Consider the following 13,276-nt stretch of genomic DNA (forward strand, 5'->3'; position numbering starts at 1 on the left):
GCTGGCCCGATATTCATTGCACGCCCGCCTTATCCAGCCCCGTGAGCTTCCTCACTATCCAATCTGTTATGCGGGTGGGCAGCCATGCTTTCAGAGCAATAAAGGCAGCACCCGGTAGCAGAGGCGTCACTTGCCTAGGGGCAGGGTTGGGGTGCTCACAGGCGGCGACAATGCACCCGGCCACGCTGGTTGGGTCTGCACCTTTGGCATGCAGTTCATGGTGAAATGATTTGAGCAACGTAAGCTGGCGCGTGTAAGGCGTTTCAGCGTCTATCCAGTTCTGGATTTGTGCCTGCTCCAGTGATCCAAAGCGGGTTTTGACTGCCCCTGGCTCAATAGTCACTACCTGCACTCCATGGGGGTGAAGTTCAGTGCGCAGCGAATCGGAAATCGACTCTACTGCGTGTTTGGTCGAGTTATAGGCCGCAAAAAAAGGCAGTGTCACCCGGCCTGCAACTGATGAAACGTTGATGATTTTGCCGCTGCGGCGCGCTCGCATCGCGGGAATCACCGCGCGTGTGACGCGGACCAGGCCCAATACGTTGGTTTGATACTGGCGCTCCCACTCACTGTCCTCAATGCACTCCAGCGGTCCAACCAGCGCGAAGCCGGCGTTGTTCACCAGTACATCGGGTGCTTTCCCGTCGAACCATTGGGTGGCAGCTGCAACGGCGTCCGTCACAGAGTTTACATCGATCACATCCATTGCGATGCCGGTGAGGTTGCTGCCTAACGCATCCAGCTCAGCCAGGGCATCAGTGTCCCTGCCGGTAGCGACAACCCTATGCCCCTTGTTCGCCAGCAATAGCGCCGCAGCCCTTCCGATACCCGCAGTGCCGCCGGTGATAAGAATGTTCGCCATACCTAGTTCTCCTTGGTCAGGGGTAGGAGTCGAATATTCCGAAACTCTACAGGATGGCTCTCTGATTGCAGCGCGACGTACCCCTGCGTTAGCGATACCGCTGCGCCCTGGTCGGCCAGGGCTTTGCCGTCGCCGCCCCAGGTGTCGAGCTGGGGCTGTGTGTATTCGATGGCTAGCTCACCATTGATGAAGTGCCGGATGCGTTCGCTGCCCTTTACCTCGATCTCCAGGCTGACCCATTGATCGCCCGGAAAACTGGCTGACTGCGAGTTCATGCAGTGTTGAGTGTGCAGTTGACCGTGGATGTAGACGTGCGTGCCCGGCGTACAGAGATTGGCTGTTGGGCGGTGTTCACCCTCGTGGGCGCCCAGTAATTGGGCTTCCAGCGATACGGGGAAATCCTGATTCAGAGCCATGGTGTCTGCCGACTGGCTGTGAAGCATGATGCCGCTGTTGCGCCAGGCCCATGCCATCGCCGAGCCTTCGGCGATCTGCTCGCCAACGAATCGGTACTCCAGCTGCAGGATGTAGTGAGAAAAGGGCGTTTCGTAGAACAGGTGGCCGAACTCACCTTGCCACTCATCGTACTCGTCGTAGTTCACACTGAGCACGCCATTCGCGGCCCGGAAGGTGTTGCGATAGTTGTCACCGGCAGGTCGCCCCACGATCTTTGCCTGCCAACCGGTGAGAGAGTCGCCATCGAACAGCGATTGCCAATCAGCATCCGGCGCTACCTCAGCAGAGGGCGGGCTGGGTGGTGTGCCTGTGTAGCTGTACTGGCCAACCTTCAGGTAGACCTCGTAGAAAACCGCGGCGGCAATCACCAGTATCAGTATGAGTACAGCGAGACATTTCAGAATCAGGCGCATAAGTGTTCTTCTGGTTATCCAATGGGATTAAGTTCGGCCCCGTAGGGTGTGTGTTGCTCGCGCACCCACTTGCTGAGAAGCCACTTCTCTCCGCGGGTTACTGGTTGACCCTCATGCAGCGAGGATCGCAGGGGTTGGCCATTATCGTCGGTATTATTAAAGCGTAGCAAAGCGCCTGGCGGCGTGTGCACATCGATGCCCAGCCGGGGAAATGCAGTGGCCCCGCCCTCAAATCCTTGATCGCCCAGCGTGAGCAGCACGGTCAATGTGCGCTGGCCACCCTGCGCCATGCCCTGTGGCGAGTGTGCCTGTTCGCTGGGTAGGCAATCGTAATGGGCCTTGTAACGCTCGCCTGGCGTGTAGTGCAGCAGGCTGAACACTTCGCCGCACCGCGGGTCGTAATTGGCTGTTAAGCCCATACGCTGTTCCAGTAGTTTACCCGCCCAGCCCAGCTGTTCCGGAAACCACTGTGCGGCGCTGTTTATGCGCACCGGGTGTCGTACGGCCGCGCCCGTGTCGGGGTCAACGACCGCGGACGGGCGCAGCGCCCGGCCCAAACTGTTGCGAATAAAGGCCAAGAGGGTGTGTGGCGCAAAGTCCAAGCACTGGTACACGGCCAGGCCGTCCTGGGCGGCAACTTCGCGCCATGGTGGTGATGACCATGTTGCAGTGAGTGCATCGGTTGTGGCGCCAAGCCCCTGTAACTTGGCCCATTTTTCATAGAGCGAAACAATGAACCGCGCTTGCTTGTGACCCTTTCCGGCGCAGTGCCGCAGGGACTCGCTCCAGTGAGCTTCGCCAACCCAGCCGTGAAAGCAACTGAGCTCGGCTTCAAACAGCACAGTGTCTAAATGCTGCGCCCCGCCTTTGTGGTCTTTTAGCCAGCTGTCTACCGCGGACGTGTTGCCCGCCCCCAGCCAGCCGTGAATAAGAAGGTTTCGCGCGATAGGGTTGCCCCGATCTGCGTCTTGCATCAGGGTTCGCTGATAGTGGTCCTGCTCGTTCACGGTGGTGATTGCCAGGATACAGCTAGCGCTGTCGCGCCGGTAATAAGCCCAGCATCTTCCCGATAATGCGGTCGAGCGCGCGTTCGGTTGCCACAACGCGTGCGACTTTTTCCAAGAGCCTTCCCTTCTCTACCGCATAGCGCACTTTGGGTTTGTTGGTGGTCAGTACGTGGTGAATAAGGCTACCCAGTCGCTCGGCCGGATACCCGTTCTGCCCCTGTTCAATGAACATTCCGCTGAATTTTTGGATGATGTTGTAATAAGGCGAATGCTTATAGTCTTCTGCGTCTAGGTCGCTGGCCTTGTCCCAGATCGCGGTTTTTACCGGGCCAGGCCCGATAACAATGACATCAATGCCGTAGAGCAAGAGCTCTCTGCGCAGCGACTCTGAGTACCCCTCCAGTGCAAACTTTGATGCGGCATAGGGCCCCATAAATGGCATGGCACGTTTGCCGGCAACAGAGCTGATGTTCACGATGCGCCCCGGTGGGCCGGTGACTGCATCATCGGCTCCAAGCAGTGGCGCAAAAGCGCGGGTCACCATGAACGGCCCCATCACATTCACGTCGAGTTGATGACGGAGGTCCTCGCTGCTTAACTCGGTCAATGGGCCGGCAACGGCGATGCCTGCGTTGTTTACCAGTCCTGCCAGGGTGGCGCCACCCAGCGCGCCGCGCACACAGTCTGCCGCCGCGTTAATCGCTTCCTCATCCGTGACGTCGAAGATAAGGGGTGAAAAATGTTCACCCAAGTCGGCTGCGATGCGGTCTGCGTCTGCCTGGGAGCGCACCGAGCCGAAAACTTTAAAGCCGCCCGCGATTAGGCTCTGGCAAGCTGCATAACCAATACCGGTAGAGACGCCGGTGACCACGACTGCACGCATGGGTTAACTCCGAGTGAAGATGCGAGGGAGCCTAGTCTATCGCAGTCCCAATCCGGGAGGGCAAATTCTCAGCTCGCGTGCGACTGTATTGCTGTCGTCGGCCGATGCGACGTCCCGAGGCGGCCGGTAATGCCGGTTTTTGTGCCTGCTTTCGGGCATCTCGCAAGTGGGACGATGCTGTGAAACAATGCGCGCCCTCACAGCGGGCCCGGATTTCTGGACAAAGTCCAAACAGGACCGCACAACGTAATTACCATCCGGATTATCCGTTCAGGCCATCGCCCATTTCGTGGCGATGATATGGGGCGGATAGGGGAAGCGTTTAGGCTAGTAACGAAGCGATGAAGATACTTGTTTTACTGATAGCCACAATGGCAATGCCTGCGATGGCTCAGCGCGAAGTGCCGGTGGGCGTGGCTCAGGCCGATGTGCGGCCCGTACTCCAGCAGCTACAAATCACAGGTTCGGTGACAGCTGCCCGGCGCGCGCGTCTGTCAGCGGAAACCAGCGGCAAGGTAAAGGCCGTGCTCGTAGAAGAGGGCATGCGGGTGGCTGCCGGAGATGTGCTGATCAAGTTGGATCAGGAGATCGCGCAGCTGGAGTTCGATGCCGCCGGCGCACGTAAGCACCAGGCAGACCTAGCGGTACAGGATGCCCGACGCCGCCTTCGTGAAGCGCGTGAATTGATTCCCCAGGCCAGTATTGCCGAGAGTGTAGTACGCGACATTGAAGCCGAGGTTGCTGAGGATCAGGCCGCTTTTGCTGCGGCGACCGCTGAAGCACGTCGCCTGGAGGCGCTATTGGAGCGCACGGAGGTGCGGGCGCCCTTTGATGCTGTGGTGGCGGCCAAACTCACTGAGATCGGCGAATGGGTGAGTCCGGGCCAGTCGGTGCTTGCGCTGGTCTCCAGCGACGAAGTGCGCCTGGATTTTGCCGTTGCGGACGACTATCTGGGTGCCATCGATGACAGTGTGCGCGTCACCTACCGGGTGGGATTGGGTAACGACCGGAGTTACGAAGGGCGCATAGCAACGGCAGTGCCCGTGAGCGATCCTGCAGCCCGTACTTTCCTACTGCGCGTCTTGCCGCAAGATGATGCGCCGGCCCTTGTGCCGGGCATGTCGGTGAAGGCAGATGTTCAAGTACCGGCCGGTCGCGACGGCGTAGTGGTGAGCCGTGATGCCATCGTTCGTTACCCGGACGGACGCAGCGTTGTGTGGGTGATTGTCGAGGCGGATGGCATAACGACGGTGGGAGAAAAGCGTGTACAGCAGGGCCTGCAGTTCGGCGGTCTGGTGGAGATACTCAGTGGCCTCGAAGGCAATGAGCGCGTTGTTGTTCGTGGCAATGAGGCGCTGCGGGCAGGGCAGCCAGTTCGTATAACCGATATTGCATCGCCCGCCGTCTAGGAGCAGCACCATGTTTGAGCAGATCGTTCGAAGAGGCACGCTGACTACGGTCGTGGTGCTGATCGTTGCCGTTCTGGGAATCGTGGCGGCGTTGCGTATTCCTGTGCAGATGATTCCCGATCTCGACGTTCGGGTTATTACCGTTGTTACCAGCTGGCCAGGGGCCAGCCCGCAGGACGTGGAAAAAGAGATCCTGATTGAGCAGGAGGAGTATCTGCGAAACCTGCCCAGTCTGACCCGTGTGCTCGCCTCCGCATCCAGTGGCCAGGCGCGGATTGAACTGGAGTTTCCCTTCGGGACCGACATTACTGACATGCTCATCCGGGTGAACAACGCGCTCAGTCAGGTGCCGTCTTACCCGGAAAATGTGGATGAGCCGCGTATCTTCGCCACCTCCTTCTCCAGCAATTTCTTCATGTTCTTTGCCATCACGCCGCTGCCGGGCAACCCCAGGCAGTTGGATTTGGACCTGATGGTGGACTTCGTCGAAGACAGTGTCCGACCCCGCTTATCCAGAATTCTCGGCGTGTCTGAGGTCGCGGTATGGGGCGGTGCAAATCGACAGATTCAGATTCTTGTAGACCCCGCGCGTTTGGCCCAACGTGGATTGGGCTTGGGGGATGTGCGTGATGCCATACGCAGTCGCAACCGCGATCGCTCAGGCGGTGAGGTTGAAGCGGGCAAGCGCAAATATGTGCTGCGTACGATTGGCCGTTTCGATTCCCTGGATGAATTGAATGACCTGGTGCTGAGCCGTCGTGGCGATACCGTGACTCGCCTGTTTGATGTCGCTGAAGTGCAACTTGACCACTTTGAAAAGCGGGGTTACTCCAGTATCAATGGCTCGCCCGCCATCAGTCTGGCCATGCGCAGGGAAGCGGGTTCTAACGTCATTGATATAAAGCGCGAAGCACTGGCGGAACTGGAACGGTTGAACGCAGAACTACTGGAACCCGCTGGCCTGAGCATACGTAGTACCTCCGATGACGTGCAGTACGTAGAAAACTCGGTGCGCAATGTGTGGCAGAACCTCATCCTGGGTGCCTTACTGGCGACAGGGGTTATGTTCCTGTTCCTGCGCTCCTTTCGCACCACTTTGATCGGCGTTATTGGTGTGCCAATCTGCATCATCGTCGCATTTGTTGGTTTGCTGCTAGCCGGTCGTACAGTGAATGTGATCTCACTCGCGGGCATTGCCTTTGCTATTGGTATGACCCTGGATAACAGTATCGTTGTCCTGGAGAGCATTGAGCTGGAAAGCAAGAAGGGCAAGGCGCGCCTGCAGGCGGCCCTGGACGGCGTTAAGAGTGTGTGGCCGGCGGTGTTTGCGTCCACCATGACAACGGTGTTGGTGTTTATCCCGGTAGCATTTGTGCAGCAGGAAGCGGGGCAGCTCTATTCGGATGTAGCCATCGCTATTTCGGCGGCAATCCTTGCGTCGATGCTGGTGGCCATAACCGTGTTGCCAACCGCAGCGGCGCGCTTCACGCCTACTACGCGACAAGACAACGCCTTGCACGGGATTGGTGAGCGGCTGCGCGACAGGACGCTGTCCGCGGTTGACTGGATGCTGGCCACAGGCAGGCGAAGAATGACGGTGGTGGTTTCTACGCTGTTGGTTAGCGGAGCGATCGTTGTCTTCCTGACCCCGCCGGCTGAGTACCTTCCTGAGGGCGAAGAGCCCAAGGTGTTTGCTCGAATGAGTGCGCCCCCTGGCTACAACATGCAGGCGATGAAAGTCATCGCTGAAGAAATTGAGGCGTACTTCCTGCCTCACGTGGGTGCCGACCCTGATGTCTTCCATCGCGGGGAGTCTGCTGTGCCGGCCATGAAGTACATGAACCTGCGCTATGCCGCCGACAATGTGCGCATTGTTGCCGAGCCTTCGGATGTTGGTGATATCGAAGCATTAATGGATGTAATGACCGCCAAGTACCGGGAGTACCCGGGTATGCGGGCCTTTGCCAGCCGCGGCTCCATCATCAGCTCGAACGACGGCGGTACGCGCAGCATCAACCTGGATATCTCCGGCGCGCGTCTGGAAGACATTTATCGCGTGGCCCTCGCTGCTTATCGACGTGCCGGTGAGGTGTTTGATAACCCTCGGATACAGAGCCAGCCCTCGTCGCTGACTCTGGCGCAGCCCATGGTGGAGATAAGACCGGACTGGGAACGCGCTGCTGAGGCGGGACTGACTGCCCAGGAACTCGGATTCACGGTCGCAGCCTTAACGGACGGTAGCTATGTCGATGAGTTCTTTCTCGATGACGACAAGATAGACATCTATCTCTACAGCAACGTGGGTCAGAACGCCGAACTGGAAACATTGGGGCAGTTACCCGTGTACACCCCAACGGGCTCAGTGTTGCCACTGGCCTCTTTGGCAACCATCGACGAAACCATCGATACGGATTCCCTGCGCCGCGTTAACGGGCGTCGCACCGTCACCCTGAACATTATTCCGCCGCGATCGGTGGCACTGGAGACGGGGGTGGACATCGTGCGCGATGAACTGGTGGCCCAACTGCGTGAAGCGGGTGAGATCCCTGCAGGTGTGGATATCACCATTTCGGGTGCGGCAGACCAGTTGGATGCCACGCGTGACTCCCTGCAGGGCAATTACCTGGTGGCACTGGTGATTATCTATCTGCTGCTGGTAGCGATCTTCTCGCACTGGGGTTACCCCTTGCTGATTATGACGTCGATTCCGCTGGGTATCGCCGGTGGCATCGTTGGGCTTGCCCTGCTCAATGGTGTGGGTGCGCTGCTTCCGGCGCTGGGCATGACTGCCATCTCCCAGCCCTTCGACATGATCTCTATGCTGGGCTTTTTGATCCTCATGGGGACGGTAGTCAACAACCCGATCTTGATTGTGGATTTGGCGGTTAAAAACCTGCACGAGGGCCTGGCACCGGTAGACGCAGTGAGTCGTGCAGTTTCCGCGCGCCTGCGCCCCATTGCCATGTCCACCATCACAACCTTATTCGGGCTTGCTCCTCTGGTGCTTATTCCCGGCGCCGGTACTGAGCTTTATCGTGGTGTGGGCGCAATTGTTATGTTCGGCATTATGGGTGCTGCGATTGTTACCCTTACGATGTTGCCAGCGTTAACGGTGGCGGTGCTGAATGTGATGCAGCGGCGCGGGATTGCTACAGCGCCTCAGGCTTCCCCCTCTGCCAGTTGATGTCTGTGCCGTAGGTCACGGCGCAGCAGCACAACCCGGTACAACTATTGAGAACGGCACGCGGATTCGCGCGCTGTTTTCGCGTTTTGGCGCAAGGTGCACGGTATATTTCGCGGTGATGCACGACGCAGATCGTGAATAGTTGTGATGTGCTATGCCTGCGCTTGGGTATAGTCGAATAACAAATATAACGAACGGCGCAGACACGCTGTCGCAAGAGTGAGGAACCCCTTAATGCTAAACACCGGTCGTAAGACGCTGCCCCTGGCAGTGGCGTTTGTAGCCGCCAGTCAGGCAATGCTGGCATCCGCCCAACTTGAAGAAGTGATTGTGACTGCGCAGAAACGCGTGGAATCCCTGCAGGACACCCCCCTGTCAATCACCGCTTACAGTGCAGATATGCTGGAAAACCAGCGTATCCAGAATCTGACGGATCTGTCTGTTCAGGCGCCCAGCTTGCAGGCTTATGACTTCCCGACATCAACCAGCAATATTTCGCTGTTTCTACGCGGTTTCGGTAACACCGACTCGCAGACTCTGACTATCGACAACCCGGTCGGACTGTACATTGATGGCGTGTACATCGCGCGGACCTCTGGCGCGACCCTGAACGTGTTGGATCTGGAGCGTGTTGAAATTCTCCGTGGTCCACAGGGCACCCTGTTTGGGCGTAACTCGTCGGCCGGTGCGATCAGCCTGATTACCAAGCGTCCTGGGGATGAGTTTCAGGCAACGGTAACAGCCGGTGCCGGCGAGTTCGGCCACTGGAATGCGGGTATCACCTTCGATGCGCCCATCAGTGAGCAACTGAAGGTAAAGGCAACCTATAACACAGAGTCCACCGATGGCTGGGTAGAAAACAAAGGCCCTAACCCGGTAGTGGATCAGCCCGCTGAAGATTTCTACCAGAACGAGCAGGAGGGCTGGCGCATTGCGGTGGCTTTTGATCCCACAGACAACTTCTCCGTGGACTACAGCTACGACTGGTCTGAAGTCGACAGCACTGCCCCTTATTATCAGCAGGACCCAAGCAGCCGTCAGGAAGAAACCACCCATCTCTTCCTTGGCGGTGCGCCGTACCGCTATGTGCTGCCGGAGAGTAATACCGAGCAATCGGGCCATAACCTCACCCTGTCTTGGGCAATCAATGATTCACTGACCCTGAAGTCCATCACCGGGTACCGCTCCATGGAGGAGTATGCGGTCCAGAACTGGTCCGACACCCTCTTTTTTGCCACGGGCGTAGACTGGGAGACGGATGCCTTCAGCCAGGAGCTGCAGCTGCTTGGAGCAGCCTTTGAGGATCGCCTGCAATACATTGTGGGTTACTACTACTTCGACGAAGAGGGTGAGAAGGCCGAAGAGCAGTGGACCAATGCCAATACCCTGGCACTGGATGCCCTTGCCGAGCCGCTGGCGTCCCTCTCGGTATTGCTGGGTGGCAACAACCTCGGCATTCATACGCTGGATACGGATCTGGAGTCGCAGGCGTTTTTCGCCCAGGGTACGTTCACGCCGGACATTCTCGACTCCAGGCTGGATATCACACTGGGCCTGCGTTACACCGAGGACGAGCGCGATGCTACCCGCGGTGTTGACCCCAGCAACCCATCAATTCAGTTCTTCCCCGGACAGAACAGCCTGGACTACGACCGCACGGACTACACATTCGTGTTGGACTACGCCTTCACCGACGACCTTAGTGCCTATTTCCGCACGGCCACTGGCTACCGCGCCGGTGGCTCGGGAGAGCGCACGCTGGACTTCGGGCTGACCTTCGATGAGGAAGAGGCCCTGAGTTATGAAGTGGGTCTGAAGTCCGAGTGGTTGGATAACAGCCTGCGGATTAACGCGGCCCTGTTCTACACCGACTACGACGACTTCATTTTGACTATCAGCGGGCAACCCCCTCTGTTTGCTTCCTACGTTGAAAACGTTAATGCAGGTGAGGCCTCTGTGGATGGGGTTGAGCTGGATATCATCTGGTCGATGTTTGAGAACGCCAACCTCACCATCAACTACACGTATCTGGATACCGAGCTGAACGATGTCATCGTGCCTGACGACAGTTTCCTGCTGGCCGGCCCGCCGGCCAGCGCGGTGGATCTGCGCGGTGTGGACATTTCCAATCAGACCTTCATTCCCTTCGCGCCAGAGAACGCGGTATCGGCCGCCTTTGACTACAGCCTGCCCATGGCGGGCGGGTCCAGCCTGGATTTCCACCTGAATTACAGTTGGCGCGACGAACTGTTCTCTCAGTCTGGCCAGGGTTTGCCCGTGGACTCGCTGGGCCTGCTGGGCGGTCGCATCGCCTGGTCGGGTATTGAATTGGGCGGCACCAGCTGGACCGTGGCTGCCTGGGGTCGAAACCTCACCGACGAAGAAGAAGTGGTCTACAACCTGTCGGGATTTGGTTTCCAGTACAACATGCCCCGCATGTACGGCGTGGACGTGAAGCTGGAGTTCTAAGGCCTTATGGCGACTCGAAACCCCGCGCAAGCGGGGTTTTTTTTGCCTCTTGAAAAGGGCTTGGACTGGGACAAATTCCCCACAATACTTGAAAGGAAGAAAAACATACTGTAAGTTCAAATTTCGACAGGGTGGCTGCGCTAGCCCACAATTACCCGCGAGACGTGGCAAGGTTCGATTGCCGCACCGCACCATTTCAAAGAGGACTTCCCGTGAGTGATCTCGACCAGTTCCGCCAGGAAACGCGTGCCTGGCTGGAGGAAAATTGCCCCGAAACTATGCGTGTCCCCGTTAAAGGCTTTGATGACCTGTACAACGGTGGCCGCAATCCGGAGATCGATCATCCCGACCAAAAAGTCTGGTGTGACCGTATGGCCGAGCGCGGCTGGACCGTGCCGCATTGGCCCAGAGAGTACGGCGGCGGCGGCCTGGATAAGGATGAGGTGAAAGTCCTGCGGGAAGAAATGGCGAGAATCAGCGCGCGCAGCCCGCTGGATAGCTTCGGCATCTCCATGCTTGGCCCGGCACTGCTGCAGTTCGGTAATGAGGAACAGAAAAAAGAACACCTGCCGCCCATTTGCCGCGGTGAAATTCGCTGGTGTCAGGGTTACTCGGAACCCAACGCAGGATCTGACCTTGCCAGTCTGCAAACGCGCGCAGATGATCACGGGGATCACTACCTCATCAATGGTCAGAAAGTGTGGACATCCTATGCTGACAAGGCCGACTGGATTTTTTGTCTGGTGCGCACCGACAACTCGGGCACCAAGCACGAAGGCATCAGCTTTGTACTGTTTGACATGGCTCAGTCAGGCGTAGAAGCGCGACCCATTAAATTAATCAGTGGGTCATCGCCGTTCTGTGAAACCTTCTTCGACGATGCCCGTGCAGAGAAAAGGAATTTGGTTGGTGAAGAGGGCAAGGGCTGGACGATTGCCAAGTACCTGCTGACCCACGAACGTGAAATGATTTCCGGCTTCGGCGCAGCACCCAAAAAGTCCTTGGGCGAGAGCGCTGCCGACATCATGGGCCGCGACAGTGAGGGCCGGCTTGTCAATGGCATTCTTCGCCAGAGTCTGGCGCAGTACCAGCTGGACGCGCTGGCATTTGCCGCAACCATGTCACGTGTTGGCGATGAGGTGAAAGCAGGTCAGGGCTTGGGCGCTGCCTCTTCGATCTTCAAATATTACGGCACCGAGCTGAACAAGCGGCGCAACGAGTTGAACCTGCAGGTTTACGGTGAGCCCGCTGTGGGCTGGGACGGAGAAGCCTACAACAATGGGACCTTGGCCCGTGATTGGCTGCGCTCCAAAGGCAACTCTATTGAAGGCGGCACCAGTGAGGTGCAATTGAACATTGTGGCCAAGCGCGTGCTTGGCTTGCCCGACGCATAAGGCCGGGAAGGCAAAGGAATACAGATATGGCATTGGTATTGAATGAAGAGCAGGTGATGCTCAAAGACGCCGCCGCAGGTTTTCTGGCTGAGCGTGCTACCGTCGCGCACCAGCGCGCCCTGCGCGACAGCGAAGACACCACGGGCTTTGACGCCGCGGTGTGGAAAGAAATGGCTGAGATGGGTTGGGCAGGTATTGCCATACCCGAGGAATTTGGCGGCCTGGGCTATGGCTACACCGGCCTGGGTCTGGTGTTGGAGCAGGCCGGCCGCAATCTGTCGGCCTCGCCCCTACAGTCCACAGTGCTTGTGGGTGCCACCGCGGTTGCGCAGTTGGGCACAGCGGCGCAAAAAGAAGCGCTGTTGCCTGCGATCGCTGCGGGCGAAACACTGGTAACTCTGGCGCTACAGGAAGGCGCACACCATGCGCCAGCGGCTACGGCGGCAGTTGCCACCAAAAGCGGCGAAGGTTTTGTGATCAATGCCGAGAAGCGGCTGGTGTTGGACGCGCACGTTGCCGACCAGTTTGTGGTGATCGCACGCACCAGCGGTACCCCGGGCACTGAAAGCGGCCTCAGTGCATTCCTGGTGCCTGCCAATGCTGAGGGCGTTAGTGTTGATCGTCGCAGCATGGTGGACAGCCACAATGCCGGCACGGTGACCTTTGCAGAGGTTAGCCTGCCTGCTGATGCACTGATGGGCGAGTTGGATGGTGCCTGGGCCGGTCTTTCACGCACACTGGATATTGCCAATGTGGGTCTGGCCTCTGAGCTTCTGGGTCTTTCTACTGAAGCTTTCGAGCGAACGGTGGAATACCTGAAAGAGCGCAAGCAGTTCGGCCACATTATTGGCAGCTTCCAGGGATTGCAGCATCGGGCTGCAGAGTTGTTTGCAGAACTGGAGCTGTCACGTTCTATCGTGCTGCAGGCTTTGCATGCCGTGGATGCGGACAGTGACAAACTGAGTTTGCTGGCCAGCGCGGCCAAGGCCAAGCTCTGTGAGGTTGCGCAGCGCGCCACCAATGAGGGCGTGCAGATGCACGGCGGTATTGGTATGACCGACGAGCACGAGATCGGCTTCTTCATCAAGCGCGCGCGGGTTGCCCAACACACGTTTGGTGACTACAACTACCACCTCGATCGTTACGCTGAGCAGGTGGGCTTTTAGGTCTATCTGCAACAGCAACTGCAACTGTTATAG

9 protein-coding genes are annotated in these 13,276 nt (G+C 58.0%); 5 read left to right on the plus strand and 4 right to left on the minus strand.

Annotation, left to right across the window (positions count from 1 at the left end):
* Window positions 1-13: 13 nt before the first annotated feature.
* From IE089_RS13050 to IE089_RS13065, 4 genes are read right to left on the minus strand one after another with little or no spacing between them, the layout of a single operon-like run.
* A complete protein-coding gene (locus IE089_RS13050; protein ID WP_189478234.1) occupies window positions 14-862 on the minus strand; it encodes an SDR family oxidoreductase in 849 nt (282 codons plus the stop codon).
* 2 nt (window positions 863-864) lie between these two features.
* Complete coding sequence (locus IE089_RS13055; protein WP_189478235.1) at window positions 865-1,731, minus strand: 3-keto-disaccharide hydrolase; 867 nt, start codon at window positions 1,729-1,731, stop codon at window positions 865-867.
* A 14-nt stretch (window positions 1,732-1,745) separates the two neighbouring features.
* Window positions 1,746-2,738 carry a prolyl hydroxylase family protein gene (locus IE089_RS13060; RefSeq protein WP_189478236.1) on the minus strand — a complete coding sequence of 331 codons (993 nt, stop codon included), beginning with the start codon at window positions 2,736-2,738 and terminating at the stop codon, window positions 1,746-1,748.
* 22 nt (window positions 2,739-2,760) lie between these two features.
* Entirely contained in the window at window positions 2,761-3,621 is an 861-nt protein-coding gene (locus IE089_RS13065; protein WP_189478237.1) for an SDR family oxidoreductase, read from the minus strand.
* Window positions 3,622-3,962: 341 nt separating this feature from the next.
* Here IE089_RS13065 and IE089_RS13070 point away from each other — a divergent pair, with 341 nt between their 5' ends.
* From IE089_RS13070 to IE089_RS13090, 5 genes are all read left to right on the plus strand, one after another.
* On the plus strand, window positions 3,963-5,030 hold the full coding sequence (locus IE089_RS13070; RefSeq protein ID WP_189478238.1) for an efflux RND transporter periplasmic adaptor subunit: 1,068 nt from the start codon (window positions 3,963-3,965) through the stop codon (window positions 5,028-5,030).
* A gap of 10 nt (window positions 5,031-5,040) precedes the next feature.
* Window positions 5,041-8,214, plus strand: coding sequence for an efflux RND transporter permease subunit (locus tag IE089_RS13075; protein WP_189478239.1), 3,174 nt, complete (start codon window positions 5,041-5,043; stop codon window positions 8,212-8,214).
* 234 nt (window positions 8,215-8,448) lie between these two features.
* Entirely contained in the window at window positions 8,449-10,683 is a 2,235-nt protein-coding gene (locus tag IE089_RS13080; protein ID WP_189478240.1) for a TonB-dependent receptor, read from the plus strand.
* Between the two features lie 212 nt (window positions 10,684-10,895).
* Complete coding sequence (locus tag IE089_RS13085; RefSeq protein ID WP_189478241.1) at window positions 10,896-12,077, plus strand: acyl-CoA dehydrogenase family protein; 1,182 nt, start codon at window positions 10,896-10,898, stop codon at window positions 12,075-12,077.
* Window positions 12,078-12,103: 26 nt separating this feature from the next.
* Window positions 12,104-13,243 carry an acyl-CoA dehydrogenase family protein gene (locus IE089_RS13090; RefSeq protein ID WP_189478242.1) on the plus strand — a complete coding sequence of 380 codons (1,140 nt, stop codon included), beginning with the start codon at window positions 12,104-12,106 and terminating at the stop codon, window positions 13,241-13,243.
* Window positions 13,244-13,276 lie beyond the last annotated feature (33 nt).

Origin of the sequence: Parahalioglobus pacificus (assembly GCF_014652275.1) — a bacterium.
Classification (GTDB): Bacteria; Pseudomonadota; Gammaproteobacteria; order Pseudomonadales; family Halieaceae; genus Parahalioglobus; species Parahalioglobus pacificus.

Bases quoted from the DNA above. Each gene is read 5' to 3' on its own strand.
- IE089_RS13050 (WP_189478234.1), bottom strand. From the start codon at position 862: ATGGCGAACATTCTTATCACCGGCGGCACTGCGGGTATCGGAAGGGCT.
- IE089_RS13055 (WP_189478235.1), bottom strand. From the start codon at position 1,731: ATGCGCCTGATTCTGAAATGTCTCGCTGTACTCATACTGATACTGGTG.
- IE089_RS13065 (WP_189478237.1), bottom strand. From the start codon at position 3,621: ATGCGTGCAGTCGTGGTCACCGGCGTCTCTACCGGTATTGGTTATGCA.
- IE089_RS13070 (WP_189478238.1), top strand. From the start codon at position 3,963: ATGAAGATACTTGTTTTACTGATAGCCACAATGGCAATGCCTGCGATG.
- IE089_RS13075 (WP_189478239.1), top strand. From the start codon at position 5,041: ATGTTTGAGCAGATCGTTCGAAGAGGCACGCTGACTACGGTCGTGGTG.
- IE089_RS13080 (WP_189478240.1), top strand. From the start codon at position 8,449: ATGCTAAACACCGGTCGTAAGACGCTGCCCCTGGCAGTGGCGTTTGTA.
- IE089_RS13090 (WP_189478242.1), top strand. From the start codon at position 12,104: ATGGCATTGGTATTGAATGAAGAGCAGGTGATGCTCAAAGACGCCGCC.